This window comes from Echinicola pacifica DSM 19836 (genome assembly GCF_000373245.1).
Classification (GTDB): domain Bacteria; phylum Bacteroidota; class Bacteroidia; order Cytophagales; family Cyclobacteriaceae; genus Echinicola; species Echinicola pacifica.
This window is the reverse complement of the sequence record NZ_KB890758.1, coordinates 77,261-95,551: the sequence shown is the minus strand read 5'-3', so window position 1 is coordinate 95,551 and position 18,291 is coordinate 77,261. Positions and strand designations below refer to the sequence as shown.

Genomic DNA, 18,291 nt, shown 5'->3' with positions numbered 1-18,291 from the left:
TTTACTCCTTATATTTCAGGATATAACTTACGGTATAATCTCCGCCAAAAACATTGGTGCCTGATGGTACATAAAGATATTGAGGCTTATCATCTATAATTAGGAGTTGAGGACGCTCAAATTTGGCATAGGGAAGATTTTTGGGGCCATAGTGGACGGCCACTTTCGACATATCTATAGGCATATAGGCATTAATACGATGAAACCCCTTTTCGTATTCTTTGAAAGTAATCCCATCATCAGACAGCCAAAGTAAGCCACCGCCTTCTTCGATCATGCCATGATTGTCCGTTGTAAGTAAGGCAAATTTACCCTTATACCTAAAGGCATAGCCATCCTCAATATTGGAGTCGTTGGCCGTCACCGGGAAAGGAAGTTGTACATAGGGGCCTTCTAAGCTTTGTGACACTGCAAGTCCCATTTTGGCCTTCTCTGATTTGAAATACAAATAATAGCCTCCGTTTGGATGCTTTAAGAGTGCGGGGTTATTGACCCCGTTGCTCGCTTGATAGTTCCAGTATTGTGGGTCTTTAGGGACATCCAATATCAGCCCATCTTTATTGACTTTTTTCCATGGACCATAAGGACTCTCTGAAGTGGCCATTCCTATCTTTTGATTGGAAGGATGTGCTGGCCGGTTAGGGTTGTCATTGGCGATATATAGCAATACATACCTCCCATTGATATAATGTATGGCAGGATTATGTGCCCCAAAACGATCCCAGGTATCCAAGCCGGTTCCAGCAATAGCCACCTCCGAAAAGGTAAAAGGTCCCTCAGGTCCCTCGCCTACGTAATGGGCGATTTCACTCCCTGATCGCCATCCTGGCTCCACGGTATTCCCCTTCCACCGGGCTACAAAAAGATGCACTTTTCCTTCTTCATCCATTACAGGAGAGGATCCCCACACGGTGTATCCAGGCTCATCAATGGCGATGCCCACATATTCCCATTGATCAGCAAATTTCTTGTCCTGGGCTAGCAGCTCTGAAGTAATAAAGAGTGCCAAAATGCCTATCCACAGTGTTTTATTTATTCTCATCAAGTTATTCTTTATCAATTTTTAATGTATAATTGTCTTGTGCCACAGAGCCCTTCCATTGTCTATGGTGTACTCGATCTATAGGTATTCTGTTTTTAAAAGGGAGAATGTATAAGGATATGAAACGGATATACATTTACCTCACTTCTTATATTTGATTTATCTGATCAGAATTATGGCTCATTTATGAAGTATGCGACTCACCAAAGGAATCCTATTCCTAAAACTACAAAACTTACGCTTCCTTACGGTACTTTTCGATGTCGAAATTGCAGAAACTAAATTGATTTTTGATTATATATGAAAACTGTAATGGTTCTACTATTCATAAAGACAAAGTGGCTGTTGAAACTTGTACGACTTTCTGAATACTAGATTCATTAATGAGTGAAGCTGTCAAGGGCAGCATTGATTTTAAGCAGGATCAAGAAACATCCAATGAAGAGCAAAAGGCCAGAAAACCAATCCATATCAGTGGGCCTCCAAATAGAGGCTTTTTAGTATCTCTCTATTTTCCCATTAGAATTAGTTCCTCAACTAAATTTTTGTAAACCAAACTATAAAACCATGGGTTTTATTTCAGCCTATTTTGAGAGGGAAACTGCTCGTAGAAAAAGTCCCTATGAAATCAGCCTTACTTTTGTCGGAAACGAGAAGATAGTGAAAACACTTTCCGGGATTATCCGTCCAGATGATCATTTTATTCAAACTGTCACTATTCAGATTCATGGGAATACCTGAGGAGGCGAAAGAAGCGCCTGAATATCTAACTAATCAATTTATTAATAGCGATAATTTTTCTAAAAAAGTAGAAGGGGAATTGCCTTCTTATAGTCCTAAAGGCCTGTTTAAATAGAATGCCATTCCTCGTGATCGTTACACCGTCTAGGGGATGACAGTTTAGCAATAGCACAGGCTTGTCTGCTTTCTGAATTGCTGGTGTAAACTCTATAAAGGAATTTACTGAAAAACTTAGAAATAATAAAGTTGAAATTTATCCAGGAGGGTAGGGCGGTTCTGTTAGTGAGTTAGGAAGATGGCAATTGAGCTTTCCATTTTTTTAAGTGATTTAAGGTGACTTTCTGAGTTGGAGACGATTTATAGTTTGGTTCATTGGATCGAGGCTTGTCTTGTATCTTATTTTCATAATAAGCAACAAGTCTTTTTTAAGGAGACAGGTTTAAAGCTCATATAGAAAAATCTTATTGGGAGAAGAAGGTACTGAAGGTGGTACTGGAAAAAAATCTGTGGCTTTGGATTCTATATCCGCGAGAATTTAATTGACGTCCTGATGTTCTAAATCATTTCATTTCAATGGTAGTTACCATTCCGTGAGGAAATCAAACCAATCTGCCTTCTGATTAAGTTTTAGGTTTATATCTTTTTTCCTAGAGTTGATGATGACCCTTAGATAAAGGCTTGTCAGGATATCTTTTCCGATCCACCATGGATCAAAGCTACATTTGCGTTGCAATTTACCAAAGTGATATTTTCCTCGGAAATACCTCGAAAGCAAGCTTTCAAAAATCCCTATTGTCATTTGCGATAGGAGCCAAAAAAAGGGCGTTTTTGGACGCCCTGATTGGATTGTATGAAATTTTGTTGACCCACTAGGGCTCGAACCTAGACTCTTCTGAACCAAAATCAGACGTGTTGCCAGTTACACCATGGGTCAGTATTTGTTGTTTTAAAGCCTCGTTTGCCTTAATTGTGACACAAAGGTACGTGCTTTTTTATTTAATGCAAATACTCAGTAAAAGTTTTTTTAGGGATAATAGGTAAGTTCCTTGAAGTCAGTAAGAAAAAATCTACTGACTTCAAGGTGCCTTATTATCTTATTTGGAATGGTTAGCGACCCATTCTTTTGCATTTACAAATGACTCCACCCATGGACTTACTTCCTCCGCTTTTTGATCGGCAGGATAATAAGGCCAGTTCCAAGGGAACAAGGATCTCTCGATATGTGGCATGATGGCCAAGTGACGGCCATCTGCTGAGGCAAGGCCTGCAACGGAATGATCCGAACCATTTGGATTGCCGGGATAAGCTTCATAGCTGTACTTCATCCCCACCTGATAGGCAGATTCCTCTTGAGGAAGGGAGAATTTACCTTCACCATGCGCTACCCATACACCTAGTCTCTGGCCGGAAAGGCTACCAAACATCACGGTATCATTTTGTGGAATGGTAACATTGACAAATCCGGACTCGAATTTATGGCTATCGTTATGAAGCATCTTTGGCTTCTCGCTATGCTCAGGATTGATCAAGCCCAGCTCCACCATCAATTGGCATCCATTACATACGCCTAAGCTGAGGGTGTCAGGTCTTGCGTAGAAATTGTCCAAGGCCTGCTTAGCCTTCTCATTATAAAGGAATGCTCCTGCCCAGCCTTTGGCAGATCCTAGCACATCAGAATTGGAGAATCCACCTACAAAGACAATCATATTGACGTCTTCAAGATTTTCCCTTCCCGCGATCAGGTCGGTCATGTGTACGTCCTTCACATCAAATCCCGCCAACCATAGTGCATAGGCCATCTCACGGTCGCCATTGACGCCCTTTTCTCTGATGATCGCCGCCTTATGGCCGCTGCGGTCATTACGGAATGGATTTAGATTGTACTTATCAAATGAGCCCTCCCAGTTCGCTCCAAACTGATAGCTGAGCTCCTGATTTTTATAATTGGCATAGCGCTCTGCGGCCAGCGCTGCTCCACTTTGTTTCCTATCCAATAGGTAGGAAGACTTGAACCAGATGTCTCTGTGCTCCTCGATGGCCAGATTTAGTCCTAGCTCCGCTATGGATAGTGTGCCGTCAAGACTTAGCTCCCCAAGGAGGCTAAAGCTAACGCCATATTTACTTAATATTTCCTGAACTGCTACTTCATCCTTCACCTGAATGACTACCCCAGGATTTTCGGCAAATAAGCCGATGATAGGGTCTTTGGCATTAAGGGCAGAAAGGCTTACCTGTAAGCCACACTGGCTGGTCGGGAAGCACATTTCCAATAAAGTGGTGATCAAGCCGCCAGAACTGATGTCATGGCCAGCCAGTAATAGGCCTTCCTGTACGAGCTCCTGGATCGCTCCAAAGGCTTTTACAAAATAGGCGCTGTCCTTCACTGTTGGAGGAGTATTACCGATTTTGTTGATCACCTGTGCGAAGCTACTTCCGCCCAGTTGTGGCTGGTCTTTAGAGAAGTCTATATGATATACCTTACTTCCTTCGATAGGTTTAAGGTCAGGGTTGACGGTTTTTCGGATATCCGAGCATTCCCCAACGCTGGAGATGATGACGGTCCCCGGTGAGAAGACAGTTTTGCCATCAGGATACTTCTGCGTCATCGACAGGGAGTCTTTTCCTGTTGGGATATTGATGCCCAATTCGATGGCGAACTCACTGATCGCTTCCACGGCACGGTATAACCTGTCGTTTTCGCCTTCATTTTTGGCAGGCCACATCCAGTTGGCACTTAGAGAAACACTCGATAGTCCCTCCTCGATAGGAGCCCAAACCAAGTTGGTCAATGCCTCAGCGATAGCCAGTTTGGAGCCTGCTTCAGGGTTTGCAAGTGCAGCCACGGGAGCATGTCCGATGGAGGTAGCGATTCCTTTACTACCTGTAAAGTCTATGGCCATCACCGCCACATTATTCAGAGGAACTTGGATCGCGCCAGTACTCTGCTGTGTAGCCACACGGCCAGTCACAGATCGATCCACCTTATTGGTGAGCCAGTCCTTGCAGGCCACAGCTTCCAGCTGCAATACTTCCTTGATATACGAGCCGATATTCTCAGTGATATAGGCTGGCTCAGCGAAGTTTGGATTAATCTTTTTGTCGGTTAGGATGGTCTTTGGAGAGCTGCCAAACATATGAGACAGATCCCAGTCCACTGGTTTTTCTCCTGTCAGCTTATTCTCAAATTTGAAATGCATATCCCCGGTGGTTTCACCCACCACATAGAATGGCGCTCTTTCTCTCTCCGAGATCTTCTGAAGCGTATTCACATGCTCCTGGCTGATGACCAATCCCATTCTTTCCTGGGATTCATTACCGATTATTTCTTTAGCCGATAGGGTAGGGTCACCCACTGGCAATTTGTCTATATCAATGGATCCACCGGTCTCTTCGACGAGCTCAGAGAGGCAGTTTAAGTGTCCGCCAGCACCATGGTCATGTATGGAGATAATGGGATTATCGTCACTTTCAGCCATGGCTCTGATTACATTGGCCACCCTTTTTTGCATCTCAGGATTGGATCGCTGGATGGCATTTAATTCGATAGAATTACTGAATTCTCCGGTGTTTACTGAGGACACAGCACTTCCACCCATGCCGATACGGTAATTGTCACCGCCCATGATCACGACCTTATCACCCTTTGAAGGGGTGTTTTTGAGGCTGTACTTCTCTCGGGTAAAACCGATTCCGCCAGCGAGCATGATTACTTTATCGAATCCATAATGCTTATCACCTTCCTCATGCTCAAAAGTCAGGACACTTCCTGAGATCACGGGCTGGCCAAATTTGTTTCCAAAGTCACTCGCCCCGTTGGAGGCTTTGATGAGGATGTCTTCTGGAGTTTGGTAGAGCCACTTGCGTGGGGCTAGGTCTTTCTCCCAGCTTCTCCCAGCTTCTGCCCGGGAGTAGGAGGTCATATATACCGCCGTCCCTGCGAGAGGAATGGAGGCAGTGCCACCGGCTAGTCGATCCCTGATTTCCCCTCCTGCTCCTGTAGCAGCACCATTGAAGGGCTCCACAGTGGTGGGGAAATTATGGGTTTCGGCTTTTAATGACATGACCGTGTCTATGGTTTCCGGCTGGAAGTAGTCGGCCTTATCCTGTGTTTTAGGGGCAAACTGCTGAGCTTTTGGTCCTTTGACAAAGGCCACATTATCCTTATAAGCCGATACGATGCGGTTGGGATGTTTTATAGAGGTCTTTTTGATCAACTGAAACAGGGTGCTTTCTTTCTCTTCCCCGTCCAACACAAAAGTACCGTTAAATATTTTGTGTCTGCAGTGCTCGGAGTTTACCTGACTAAATCCAAAAACCTCGCTGTCCGTCAATGGTCTGTCGAGATTTTTGCTGACATTGTCTAGGTATTCTATTTCCTCTTCACTCAGTGCAAGGCCTTCTTTTTCGTTATAAGTACGAATGTCGGTGATCGAAATCACTTTTTCGGGCTGTAGGTCTATGGTGAATATGGACTGATCCAGCTCCTTATATACCGTCTGAAGCATGGGGTCAATAGAGGTATCCGCTTGAATAGCAAGAAACTCTTCTATCCTGAAGATTCCCGGGATGCCCATATTGGCAGTGATCTCTACGGCATTCGTGGACCATGGAGTGATCATTTCCTTCCGCGGTCCGGCAAATAGGCCCACTACTGAATCTTGTTCCAGTACTTTGGCCTCGCCGAATAGCCATGATAGTTTAGGTAGATCTGCCGGTGCGAGCGGCTGCTGCGTTTGCACAGCGTAAATTTTACTTTTTTGTGGAGATTGGAAAAAGAGAATCATGTCCGTGTGTCTTGGATGATCATAAATTAAGCAGCAAAGGTACATAAATGCAGGGAAACTTTAAATCAAAATGCCAGCCACCCAATTATTTTTTCATTTATCCCCATGAACTAATTCAAAAACTGTTCGAATACGTGCGGTCACCTGTTCAGTATCGTGCACTGATTTCCGCATAAACTTTGGTTTTATGCCCTATGGAAGGCTTTGAACTTTAGTAAGGTTTTTGATTAGTCCCTGAAATATAGAATAAAATTTGGCGGAAACTTTGAAGTTTCATAAAGTTTCCTGAGTTTTGCATCGTTAAATCAGAGAAAATAATCGATTGGAAACGAGGAATAAAATCTTGGAGATCGCTTCAGATCAATTTACCCGGCTTGGGGTGCGCTATGTGACCATGGAGGACATAGCCAAAGCTTCCGGAGTATCCAAGAAGACCATTTATCAGGAGTTTAAGGATAAGGAGGAGTTGGTCATAGAGGCTTTTAGTAGATCCATGGATCAGGATAGAGCTTTTTTTGAAGGCCTGATCGCCACGGAGGAGGATCCGATCAAGGTATTTAGGGAGGTGTCAAAATATATTCGACATCGATTTTCAGATATAAATCCGCTGGTTTTAAGTGAAATCCAGCGGTATTACCCTAGGTGTTGGAAGTTATGTCAGGATTTTAAGCATAACTGCGCCGTGAAGACCATTATTTGCGTTTTGGAGCGTGGAAAAAAGACTGGGGTATTTCGACCAGAAGTCAACTCAGAGATGCTAGGTTTATTGAGAATGAATCAGATTTCCAGTACCTTTGACCCGAATATTTATCCCCCTTCAAAATTCAGCATGGTGGAAGTACAGATGGTACTTATGGATCATTTTATACATGGTATTTTGACCGATAAAGGACGTGAACAATTTTATAAAATCAATAATCAGAACTAATTCATGGAATTAAAAACCAAGTTCTCCCTAATAGGGATGTTGCTGGCCTGCTTTCTGTTCAGTCAGGTGTCAGCACAGGAAGTGTTGGAGTTTACCTTAGAGGAAAGTGTACAATATGCACTAGAAAACAATGCCGATGCAAAAAACGCATTGCTTGAGACTTTTGCCTCTAAAGCTTCAGTAGGTGAGCAGGTCGCTCAAGGCTTACCCCAGATCAATGGAGGCTTTGATTTTACCAAAAACGTCGCTATTCCAGTGATGTTTCTGCCCAATGAGGGCCCTTTTGCAGATCCTGACAACCCCTCCGATGTTATCCCCATTCAGTTTGGGGTCAACTACCAGAGTGGCATTTCGGTGACGGTTACTCAGATGATTTTTGATGGGTCGTATTTTGTGGGGTTAAAGGCCGCCAAGACCGTTAGGCAGCTTAGCGAATTTGATCGTGAAAAGACCGAAAATGATGTGATAGAAGATGTCAAGAAGGCTTTCTATACCGTCTTAGTCAATCATGATCGAATGGAACTCGCGGAGGCCAACTTGGCAAGGATAGATTCCCTCCTTCAGGAAACCACGGCCTTGCATGAGGAAGGTTTTGCAGAGAAGATCGACGTCTCCCGGGTAAAGGTGCAGTATAATAATATGAGCACCGAACTGGATAAGATCAATGCCGCTTTCGATATCAGCAAGCAGTTGCTCAAAGTACAAATGGGACTTCCACTGGCTTATGAGATGAAGATCACACAAACTCTGCGTGACCTGAACAAGCCTGAGGAAATAAAAGAGCTCCTGGAAAACCCAGGCTATAGACGCGTGGAAGTAGATCAATTACAGACCAATTGGGATTTGGTGAGATTGGACCTTAAGAATAATACGGCGCAATATCTCCCTAGCCTAGATGCCAATTTTACCTACCAGCGTAGTGGTGCCGGGCAGGAGTTTAACTCGGTATGGGATGGTGCCAACTGGTACACGGGGGCTTTTGTGGGCGTGACCTTAAGCGTTCCGATTTTTGATGGACTGGCCAAGGCCAAGCGAATTCAGCAAAATAGAATTCAGCTTCAGCAGATCGAAAACCAACGTGTGATGTTAGACGAAAACATCGAAGTGGAGCGCTATCAAGCCAAAACCACCTTGCAAAACAACCTGAGAACACTCGAGGTACAGCGTGAGAATATGGACTTGGCTACTGAGGTATATACGATTAGCCGAATCAAATATTCCGAAGGCGTGGGCACCAACCTAGAGGTGGTGGAAGCGGACTCTGACCTGAAAGAAGCTGAAATTAATTATTATACCGCCTTGTATGACGCCTTGATTGCCAAGGTGGATTTAGAAAAAGCATTAGGAATTTTACGATGAACAAACACCTACACCCTTTGACAAATATGAAAACATTTTCTCAACTGTCTCTTGCAGCTATAGTGGCGATGACTTTTTCATGTGGCCCAAAAGAGCAAGATCTTGAAGCCAAAAAAGAACAATTGGCGACTTATAAGGACGATTATCACTCCTTAAAAGATAAAATCGCGAGCCTGGAGGAAGAGATTTCTGAGGAGGACACCACCTTTGCAATGTCCAATAGGAAATCGGTCCTTGTGACCACCATCCCTGCCGAAAAGCAGGCCTTCGAACATTTCCTGGAAGTAACAGGCAATGTACTCTCTAAGAAAAATGTAAATATCGGAGCGGAAGTCGCCGGACGTATCGAGGATATCAAGGCCAAAGAAGGTATGCGCGTCTCCAAAGGGGATGTGCTCGTAAGCATCGATGCCGAATCAGTCGATAATAATATCGCTGAGCTCGAAACTCAAATGGAGCTAGCCCAAACTTTATACGAGAAACAAAAGAGACTCTGGGATCGGGAAATCGGCACGGAGGTACAGTACCTTGAGGCCAAAAACCGCATGGAAAGCCTCGAAAGAAACCTGGAAACCCTGCAAACCCAAAAGGGTAAAGCTTCCATCAGAGCTCCCTATAATGGAACCGTGGAGACCGTTTCGGTGAGATTAGGAGAACTGGTGCAGCCAGGTATGTCTATTATCAACTTTGTGGGAGATAGTGACCTTTATATAGAAGGCGATATCTCTGAGGCTTATGTGGGTGTATTGGAGCAAGGCGACTCAGTGATGGTAGAATTCCCCTCCACTGACCGCGTGATCCAGACCAAGGTGACGGCCGTGGGGGCGATTATCAATCCTAGCAACCGGACCTTTAAGGTGGAAGTATTCCTTCCAAACCTCAAGCATGTCAAGCCTAATATGATCTCGGTGCTGAAAATCAAGGATTACGAAAACAAAGATGCCGTGACTGTGCCTACCAATCTTATCCAGCGTGATAATATTGGAGAATACGTCTATGTGGTCAAAGACAATAAGGCCATCAAACAATATGTGACCAAAGGCGAAACCTACCATCAGAAGTCTGAAATCAAAGAAGGACTTTCCGGTGGGGAGCTGATCATAGAAAAAGGCTTCAGAGAAGTAACCGAAGGGGCTAATGTGGAAATCGTCAAAAATTAATCATGACAGATCAGGACACTAACAATAAAAAAGGAAAGCGGGAATTTGGCTTGTCATCCATGGCCGTTGATAATAAGATCAGTGTAGTAATACTGTCCTTAATTATCACCTTCATGGGGATATATGCCTATAAAACGATGCCAAAGGAGAGTTTTCCTGAGATCGTAATCCCGACCGTATATGTGGGTACCAGCTATCCCGGCAATTCGCCCGTTGATATAGAAAACCTCATCACCCGGCCTATCGAAAAGGAACTGAAGTCACTCAAGGATGTGAAATCCATCGAGTCCACTTCCATACAGGATTACTCCACCATCATCGTGGAGTTTAATCCTAATGTCGTTATTTCCAGGGCTTTGCAGGATGTAAAAGATGCGGTGGACAAGTCCAAAAGCGAACTGCCTACCGACTTGGATCAGGATCCAAATATCTTCGAGCTGGATTTCTCCGAAATGCCAATCATGTTCGTAAACCTTTCTGGAAATTATTCTCAGGAGGAGTTGAAGGAATATGGCGAGTATTTGGAAGATGAGATTGAGGCTTTACCAGAGATTTCTAAGGCAGACCTCACAGGGACCATTGATAGGGAGATTCAGATCAATGCGGATCTATTCAAGATGGAAGCCCGTGAAGTGAGCTTCAATGATATCGCGGATGCGGTCTCCATGGAGAATGTGACCATCTCTGGTGGTAATATCCTCAGCGGCGATTTCCGACGAGCACTTCGTATCACAGGGGAATTTGAGGATCCCATGGAGCTGAAGGATATTATTGTGAAGAATGAAGGGGGAAATATCGTCTATCTTCGGGATGTCGCCGAGGTAAAAGATACCTATAAAGAAAGAGAATCCTATGCCCGAGCATCCAAACTGCCCGTGGTGACCGTCAATGTGGTGAAGCGAGGTGGCGAAAACCTGCTCGACGCCAGTGATAAGATAAAGGAAATCATTGCGGAGGCTAAAAGCACGCATTTTCCTCCTGGTCTGAAGGTGAGTATTACCAATGACCAGTCCAAGGCTACCCGAAGCATGGTGGCCAATTTGGAGAATAGCATTATCTCCGGAGTGATCTTGGTGATTGTGGTATTGATGTTTTTCTTAGGATTTAGAAATGCATTATTTGTGGGGATTGCGATTCCTCTATCCATGTTTATCTCCTTTATGGTGCTCAATGCCTTTGGGGTGACGCTGAATATGATGGTGTTGTTCTCCATGATTCTCGCTTTGGGGATGTTGGTGGATAATGGTATCGTGGTGGTAGAGAATATCTACCGACTGATGCAGGATGGCATGAAGCCTCTCCGTGCCGCCAAAGAAGGTGTGGGAGAAGTGGCTTGGCCGATTATCACCTCCACGGCCACCACCGTGGCAGCATTTATTCCATTGGCATTCTGGCAGGATATTATGGGGGAATTTATGAAATACCTCCCTATTACCCTGATTATTGTGCTTTCATCCTCCCTTTTTGTGGGTTTGGTGATCAATCCGGTAATCACGGCCATGTTTATGAAAATCCAGGATCTGGATGATGTGAGGCCCAAAAGACGTTCCTTCCTGATCGCAGGGACGCTGCTGACCATCGCCACGATCGGCTATATAGCAGGTGCGGTGACCATCGCCAATATTGCGATGCTGGCCACCATCATCACTTTGGTGAATGCCGTATTTATGAAAAAGGCCATTCGCTGGTTCCAGCAGGTATTCCTGGTTTGGCTTGAGGAGAAATATGAAGCTATGCTGAAGTTTGCCCTCCATGGCAAAAAGCCCTATTTGTTCCTGGTTGGGATGTTTGGAGTGCTAGTGTTTTCATTATTACTACTTATGCTTCGGTCTCCAAAAGTGGAATTCTTTCCTAGTAGCGACCCGAACTATGTCAATATCTTCATCGAATATCCTATCGGTACGGATATAGAAGCGACCAATGAATTTAGTAAAACCGTGGAGGATGAGGTCATCCAATTGATCAAACCTCATAAGGATATTGTGGAAGCCTTCATCGCGCAGGTAGGTGAGGGGACTAGTGATCCCTCCGAGGGCGCCAGCATGGGAGTGACCCCTCATAAGGCCATGCTTACCGTGAGTTTTGTGGAGTATCAATACCGAAATGGTAAGAATACCTCTGATATCATGGAAGAGCTCAGAGAAGCAATGGTGAAATATCCTGGCGTCCAGATTACGGTGGATAAAGAGCAAAATGGACCTCCTGTAGGTAAGCCTATTAATATAGAGGTAAGTGGAGAAGATTATGATAAACTGATCGGTGAGGTGGAAAACATCCGTGAGTTCATCAATTCCGCCAATATAGGAGGAATAGAAGAATTAAAGATGGACCTGGAGACGGGTAAGCCCGAATTGGTGGTGAATATCGATAGAGAAAAGGCCAGAAGATATGGCTTATCCACTTCTACTATCGCCAATGAACTTAGAACGGCAATCTTTGGACTGGAAGTTTCCAAGTATAAAGAAGGAGAAGATGACTATCCTATCCAGCTTAGACTGGACGAAAAGTACCGCTATGATGTGGATGCCTTGGTAAATAAGAAGGTTTACTTTATGGATAAGTTCGGTAATAAACGCCATATCCCTATCACCTCCGTGGCCAATGTAGAGTACAGCTCCACTTACGGCTCCGTGAAGAGAAAGGATTTGGATAAGGTTATCACCATTTACTCCAATGTAAATGAAGGCTTCAACCCAACGGAAATCAACGACAGAATTCGCTCTATGATGACTGACTATGATCTTCCTGATGGCATCGACGTGAAGTTTACTGGAGAGCAAGAAGAGCAAGCTAAATCCATGGCCTTCCTAATGCGGGCGATGATGATAGCGGTAGCTGCCATTTTCCTGATTATTGTGGCTCAATTCAACTCTCTCATGACTCCATTTATCATTATGGGCTCAGTGATATTGAGTACTATCGGGGTATTTATTGGTCTAGCCACCTTCAATATGGACTTCGTGGTGATCATGACTGGTATTGGTATCATCTCCCTAGCCGGGGTAGTGGTGAACAACGCCATCGTACTGATCGATTATACTAATCTTATCCGGGAACGTAAGCGATCGGAGATGAACCTTACAGAAGACGAGCATCTGCCGTATTCTGAGGTGATGGGTAGTATCGTGGAAGGTGGTAAGACTCGTTTGCGTCCCGTATTGCTTACCGCCATCACGACCATCCTTGGTTTGGTGCCGATGGCAATAGGAATGAATATAAATTTCTTCACTTTATTCTCAGAATTCGACCCTCAATTCTACGTAGGAGGTGATAATGCAGATTTTTGGGGACCCATGGCTTGGACAGTGATATTTGGGTTAACCTTTGCGACCTTCTTAACGTTAGTAATTGTACCTGTCATGTATTTACTGGCAGACAAAGTCAATATAGCTATTCGTAAAAAATAGTTTATATAGATTTATTTAAAGGTTGGTGGTTTTTTAAGTGTTAAAACCTCTGGAACAATGCTCCAGAGGTTTTTTTTGTGCCTATAAAAAAACATACCAAGACCAGTCTCTCTAGATCGTACCTAAGGACAAGAATAGATTTACTTGCTCATAGAGTAGGCCCTGAGTCAGTCCTGAGTTTCCTTCTCCAAATTTTCCAGTGCTATTTGTTTAAATGTTTCCCCTAAAAAGAAGACGTCCTTTACTCTACTAAGGGCTTTACTAAACAGTGGGGGGATATAGGAGATAAATAGGGAAGCCCCTTATACCTTATGTCATTATAAAAAATCCCCGCACATGAGTCGCTTATGGAAGGTTTACAGAGAGCTAAAGTATAGCAGGCTGGAATTAGCTGATCGAATAGCCTACGATCAGACGAGCTCATATATATCCTAGATGGCCGTCACTGCCTCCTCCAAAAACAACAATGCCTGCCTAATAACAGGCAGGCATTGTTAAAAATTAGTGATTTATTCCTTTCTTTAGAGGCTAAATTCTCGCCTTCCTATAAGGTGATTTTTCGATGGAGGTCTTCAGGATTATTCCTCGGTGCTGTACACGTTGTTTTCACGATCTATATCCGCCATCCTTCTGCTTGGGTCGATTTCCACCTGCTGAATAGTGGACACATCCTTATCCAATAGGATATCAGTGGTGATATTTGTCCATGGCCAGCGTTGTGTTTTTACCCGTGCAGGCATATTGGCTTCCTCTGCTTTGATGCCTCGCTGGATGACCAGTGGCAAATACACCATTTCCTGACTGCCATCCTGATAGGTGATGACCAAGTCAATAGGCATAGGCATAAGGCCGTCTCGCTGTAAGGTGATCTTGGTGCCATCCCCTGAGGCTTCCACTGATTTCACTGAATAATCAATAGTCTTGGTGGTATATACCCAATATTCCTTATACCAGTCTAGCTCCAGTCCACTCACTTTTTCCATTTCACGAATAATATCGTTGGGTCTGGGATGTCTGAATTTCCAGTCATTAAAATAATTGAGTAAGGCCTTGTCTCTGTTTTCTTCGCCGATGATATAGCCCAGCTGAGCTAGGAATACAGCGCCTTTTGAATAAGAGGCTGCGCTATAGGCGAAGTTGGTGTGGAAGTGGTCGGCGTGGGTGCTCAAGGGCTCCTCTTTGCCGGAGGTGGCTAGTCTTTCGTAGCTTGAGTAGGCCCCTCTTTGTGGGAAATCTGTAGGTTCTTCAGAGAAGATAGAGGACATGGTCAGGTTGGTAGCATAGCTTGTAAAGCCTTCATCCATCCAGGAATACAAGGATTCGTTGGTGGCTAATACGCCCTGATACCAGCTGTGAGCCATCTCATGCACGGTAACTCCCACCAGACTAGGTAGGCTTCTTTCGCCAGTGATCAGGGTGGACATAGGGTATTCCATACCGCCATCGCCGCCTTGGATGATAGAGTACTGTTTATACGGGTATTGGCCAAAGTGCTCGCTTAGGTATTCCATGGCCTTTGGAGAATAATCTTTCAATTTCTCCCAGTTGGTGGCTGTCTTGCTATTTTTGATGTACAGATGGTGAATGGTGATGCCATTGTCCATCTGGATTTTGTCATGGGTGTATTTTGGATCTGCGGCCCACATGAAGTCATGTACTTGAGGGGCTTTGAAGTGCCAGGTGAGGTTTTTGCCTCGAGGGCGTTTCACTTTTTGACCTTCTTCCTCATAGCCATAGCCGATCTCCCCGGGGTTTTGCAGGTAGCCTGTACCACCAAGGATATACTCCTTGTCTATGGTGATCTTCACGTCGAAATCTCCCCAGATGCCGTAAAATTCTCGACCGATATAGGGGTTGGCATGCCAGCCCATATCGTCATAATTGGCCATTTTAGGGTACCACTGAGACATAGAATAGCGAACGCCCTCTTTGCTGTCACGCCCGGATCTTCTCACCTGCAAGGGAACCTGGCCTTCAAAATCCATGCTGAAGGTCACGCTGCTATTGGGTAGGATGGGCTCGGATAGCTGTACCTCAAGAATGGTTCCCACATGCTCATAGTCTTGCTTCTTGCCATTCATCTTGAGTGAATTCACCTTCAAATACCCAATTTCCTCTGGGCTAAGGTTGGCGATTCGGTCTTTCACCCGGCCATCTGGATCAGCGATGGATCTGGAGCGCACGTCCATCATGCTGTTTGGCTGGAAGGCATTATAATATAAATGATAAAATGCCTTATAGAGGGTGTCGGGAGAATTGTTGGTGTATTCCAGCTCCTGGCTACCTTCATATTGGTTGGTTTCGACATCCATTTCGATGTCCATATTGTATTTTACAGCTTGTTGCCAGCTGCCGTTTTGGGCTTGTGCTCCGCAAATCAGCCCCAGGCCCATGGCCAAAAGGATTGTAGAACGTTTAAATCTCATAAGTTATATTTTTTTCAAAAGTAAAATAAAAACCAAAAATCTGCGATACCGCTTATCAAACCCGCCGTGAAGCAGATGAAAACCGGTTATTGCCGACTCTTGGCTATGGTTCTTCTTTGGAGGGAAGTAGTGGGGCTATTCTGAATTTTGCCCGTATGGGATAATGATCAGAGTAATCTACTTCTCGCAGAGTGTTAAATTCCAATGGGGCTAATCGTTGGTCGTAGAATATATTATCTATTCTAAGGAAAAACAAAACCTTATTGAACGTAAAACCAAATCCCTTACCGGCACTTTCAAAGGCATTGTCCATGAAAGAACGCAAGGAGAAATAGGTGTAGCTATAAGGGACATCATTAAAATCCCCCATAACGATACTTGGATAAGGGGAGTTTTTGACATGCTGCGCAAGGACATTTACCTGTGAGGCACGGTTTACCACCCCTTTATTCAGCCTTCTCCAGGTCTTCTTATAGTTTTCTTTGATTCCATCTATATTGGCGAGCTGCTCCGCAGGAATACTCATGGATTCTAAGTGGACATTATAGACTCTGATCGTATCATCTTTCACTTTCAGGTCCACAAACATCGCCCCATTTGTTTTATTATTATCAAACAGCTTCCCCTCATTCAGAATGGGGTATTTAGTGAATATAGCTAAGCCAAAAAAACGCTTACCCTTCCGCTCCTCGACGGACTGCGTGGCATAGGAGTACTTATTATCCCCTCCTAATAGCTTAATGGCATTTCTAGAGGGAGTGGTATTGTCCTGGTAGAATTCCTGGATCCCTATAATATCGGCATCCTGCTCCCTGATCCAATCATATATATTGACTTTGATTTTATCATCTCCAGCCTTATACTTTTCATAGGAAAACATATGAGCATTATAACTCAAAACTTCCATTCCCTCGCTGGCCTTATCACTGGCATTCCACTGAAAAGTGATGCCAATAAACTTCCACCCAAAAAGTATGGCCACCAGTGGTAGCACCAGAAGTTTTCTCTTGGACAAAATCAATACAAATAATAAAATAAAATTGATCCCTAAAAATACGGGGATCAGCAAGGGTATCAAACCCGCATAGGTCAATTCCTCTGGAGAGATATTCACTCCAAAAAACAATACGGCTGATAGAATAAATATCAGGGATACTAGATACCTCATACAATTTATTTACATAAAGGATAGCGAAAATAGGGTAAGAAGAAAGGAATATCAAGTAATAAACGGTTAAGAGGTGTAAAAAAGAACAATAAGCTTAGAAACAGCAGATATATGGGGAAGCAGATTGGCTTATTTCTCACTATAAATAAGCACTTTCAGTGAAGTTTCTGACCTTAGAGAAAAATCTTTAGCATGAAAGGATCGCAAGTCCTTTCTTCCTTAGAGGATCTGCTAATAATGGCTGACACTAAGCTTTAATGTAAATTTCAGAGACCCTATAAACTCCCTGAAACATGCTGAAGCTTATCGCATCTCCCTCATTTATTTTGAGGGGGAAGAAGTGGATGCAGAAAAAATGCTTAAATTCGTGTTGAATCAATTATTAAAAGTATATGAAAAAGGTAGACACTTTATTTTTAGCATGGTTGGTGAGTCTTGTTCTAGTGGTGTCGGGCTGTGCTGGGGAGAATAAGGCCTCTGAGGAAGCTGAAAGGGAAGAAACTGAGGCGATGGAAATGAAAGAGGAGGAGCGTGCCAGCCCCATGAAATCCTCTGAAGCCAAGATCAATGGAAAAGGGATTTTTATCCAATATGGGGCTCCTTCTGTCAAGGGCCGTACCATTTGGGGCAATTTGGAAGCCTATGGTGAAGTGTGGAGAACAGGTGCTAATGAGGCCACTTATGTGTCTTTTGAGCAGGACGTGATGGTAGAAGGTAAATCCGTGCCAGCAGGCAAATATTCATTATTTACCATTCCTGCCGAAAAAGGACCTTGGACAGTGATCCTCAATAAGGATTGGGATCTCGAGCATGGGCATTTTCAATACAATGAAAAGAATGATGTCATCCGTGTGCAGGTTCAGCCAGAATGGAAGGAAGATATTCAGGAACAATTAAAAATAACGGTAACCGAGCCCGGCATCGTGGTGAGGTGGGAAAAGTTGAATTTACCCATCAAGGTGGAGTAAGAATCCAAGTAAACCATGGCCAGTTATATATTCAACACTATAAAACCTGAGGACGGACCGCTCTCAGGTTTTTTTGTGCCCGCACCATAAAGCCTTTTCGTGAATCTATGGATTCGGAAGTGCTCAAAAAATGCTTTGGTTTGCTAGGAATAGCTTTTCTCAGGAGGATTGTTTGGTTAGCTTAGGTTTTATTCGCCGGAGACCTGTATCTCTCTAAAAACAGAATCCGAATTTATCTCGGTAGGCTACTATAAAAAGAGGATGAAAATAGGGGGCTAAATTTTTGTAGATTTTGAAGATGTAGTTCA

At 44.0% G+C, this 18,291-nt stretch carries 10 protein-coding genes and 1 tRNA gene; 6 read left to right on the top strand and 5 right to left on the bottom strand.

From position 1 onward, the window contains the following. Position 1: 1 nt before the first annotated feature. Positions 2-1,042, bottom strand: a complete 1,041-nt coding sequence (locus B050_RS22725) for a glycoside hydrolase family protein (protein ID WP_018475754.1) — start codon at positions 1,040-1,042, stop codon at positions 2-4. Positions 1,043-1,609: 567 nt separating this feature from the next. On the opposite strand from B050_RS22725, the gene B050_RS23515 reads away from it, so the two are divergent. After that, on the top strand, positions 1,610-1,783 hold the full coding sequence (locus B050_RS23515) for a hypothetical protein (protein WP_157492918.1): 174 nt from the start codon (positions 1,610-1,612) through the stop codon (positions 1,781-1,783). A gap of 861 nt (positions 1,784-2,644) precedes the next feature. On the opposite strand, the gene B050_RS0120075 is transcribed toward B050_RS23515, so the two are convergent. After that, positions 2,645-2,717 (bottom strand) — tRNA-Gln (locus B050_RS0120075). A 160-nt stretch (positions 2,718-2,877) separates the two neighbouring features. Continuing rightward, positions 2,878-6,567 carry a phosphoribosylformylglycinamidine synthase gene (gene purL / locus B050_RS0120070; RefSeq protein ID WP_018475751.1) on the bottom strand — a complete coding sequence of 1,230 codons (3,690 nt, stop codon included), beginning with the start codon at positions 6,565-6,567 and terminating at the stop codon, positions 2,878-2,880. Between the two features lie 343 nt (positions 6,568-6,910). Between purL and B050_RS0120065 the strand changes: the two genes are divergently transcribed. Genes B050_RS0120065 through B050_RS0120050 form a run of 4 tightly spaced genes read left to right on the top strand, consistent with a single transcriptional unit; the run spans position 6,911 to position 13,421 of the window. Beyond that, the gene (locus B050_RS0120065) at positions 6,911-7,495 is read left to right on the top strand and encodes a TetR/AcrR family transcriptional regulator (protein ID WP_229802481.1); all 585 of its coding nucleotides are present in this window, start codon (positions 6,911-6,913) and stop codon (positions 7,493-7,495) included. Between the two features lie 3 nt (positions 7,496-7,498). Then, a complete protein-coding gene (locus B050_RS0120060) occupies positions 7,499-8,854 on the top strand; it encodes a TolC family protein (protein WP_018475749.1) in 1,356 nt (451 codons plus the stop codon). 26 nt (positions 8,855-8,880) lie between these two features. Further along, on the top strand, positions 8,881-10,014 hold the full coding sequence (locus B050_RS0120055) for an efflux RND transporter periplasmic adaptor subunit (protein ID WP_018475748.1): 1,134 nt from the start codon (positions 8,881-8,883) through the stop codon (positions 10,012-10,014). A 2-nt stretch (positions 10,015-10,016) separates the two neighbouring features. Beyond that, positions 10,017-13,421 (top strand): efflux RND transporter permease subunit, encoded by a 3,405-nt coding sequence (locus B050_RS0120050; protein ID WP_018475747.1) that lies wholly within the window; start codon positions 10,017-10,019, stop codon positions 13,419-13,421. 578 nt (positions 13,422-13,999) lie between these two features. Here B050_RS0120050 and B050_RS0120045 read toward each other — a convergent pair. Next, positions 14,000-15,814 carry a M1 family metallopeptidase gene (locus B050_RS0120045; RefSeq protein ID WP_018475746.1) on the bottom strand — a complete coding sequence of 605 codons (1,815 nt, stop codon included), beginning with the start codon at positions 15,812-15,814 and terminating at the stop codon, positions 14,000-14,002. Positions 15,815-15,950: 136 nt separating this feature from the next. Beyond that, positions 15,951-17,015, bottom strand: a complete 1,065-nt coding sequence (locus B050_RS0120040; RefSeq protein ID WP_018475745.1) for an endonuclease/exonuclease/phosphatase family protein — start codon at positions 17,013-17,015, stop codon at positions 15,951-15,953. Positions 17,016-17,407: 392 nt separating this feature from the next. On the opposite strand from B050_RS0120040, the gene B050_RS0120035 reads away from it, so the two are divergent. After that, positions 17,408-17,983: a DUF2911 domain-containing protein gene (locus tag B050_RS0120035; protein WP_018475744.1), complete on the top strand. Its 576-nt coding sequence runs from the start codon at positions 17,408-17,410 to the stop codon at positions 17,981-17,983. The last annotated feature ends 308 nt before the right edge of the window (positions 17,984-18,291 follow it).

What these genes read in the sequence shown, in the direction of transcription:
- B050_RS0120040 (WP_018475745.1), bottom strand. Translation starts at nt 17,015, where the DNA reads ATGAGGTATCTAGTATCCCTGATATTTATTCTATCAGCCGTATTGTTT.
- B050_RS0120035 (WP_018475744.1), top strand. Translation starts at nt 17,408, where the DNA reads ATGAAAAAGGTAGACACTTTATTTTTAGCATGGTTGGTGAGTCTTGTT.
- B050_RS0120050 (WP_018475747.1), top strand. Translation starts at nt 10,017, where the DNA reads ATGACAGATCAGGACACTAACAATAAAAAAGGAAAGCGGGAATTTGGC.
- purL (WP_018475751.1), bottom strand. Translation starts at nt 6,567, where the DNA reads ATGATTCTCTTTTTCCAATCTCCACAAAAAAGTAAAATTTACGCTGTG.
- B050_RS23515 (WP_157492918.1), top strand. Translation starts at nt 1,610, where the DNA reads ATGGGTTTTATTTCAGCCTATTTTGAGAGGGAAACTGCTCGTAGAAAA.
- B050_RS0120055 (WP_018475748.1), top strand. Translation starts at nt 8,881, where the DNA reads ATGAAAACATTTTCTCAACTGTCTCTTGCAGCTATAGTGGCGATGACT.
- B050_RS0120045 (WP_018475746.1), bottom strand. Translation starts at nt 15,814, where the DNA reads ATGGGCCTGGGGCTGATTTGCGGAGCACAAGCCCAAAACGGCAGCTGG.
- B050_RS0120060 (WP_018475749.1), top strand. Translation starts at nt 7,499, where the DNA reads ATGGAATTAAAAACCAAGTTCTCCCTAATAGGGATGTTGCTGGCCTGC.
- B050_RS22725 (WP_018475754.1), bottom strand. Translation starts at nt 1,042, where the DNA reads ATGAGAATAAATAAAACACTGTGGATAGGCATTTTGGCACTCTTTATT.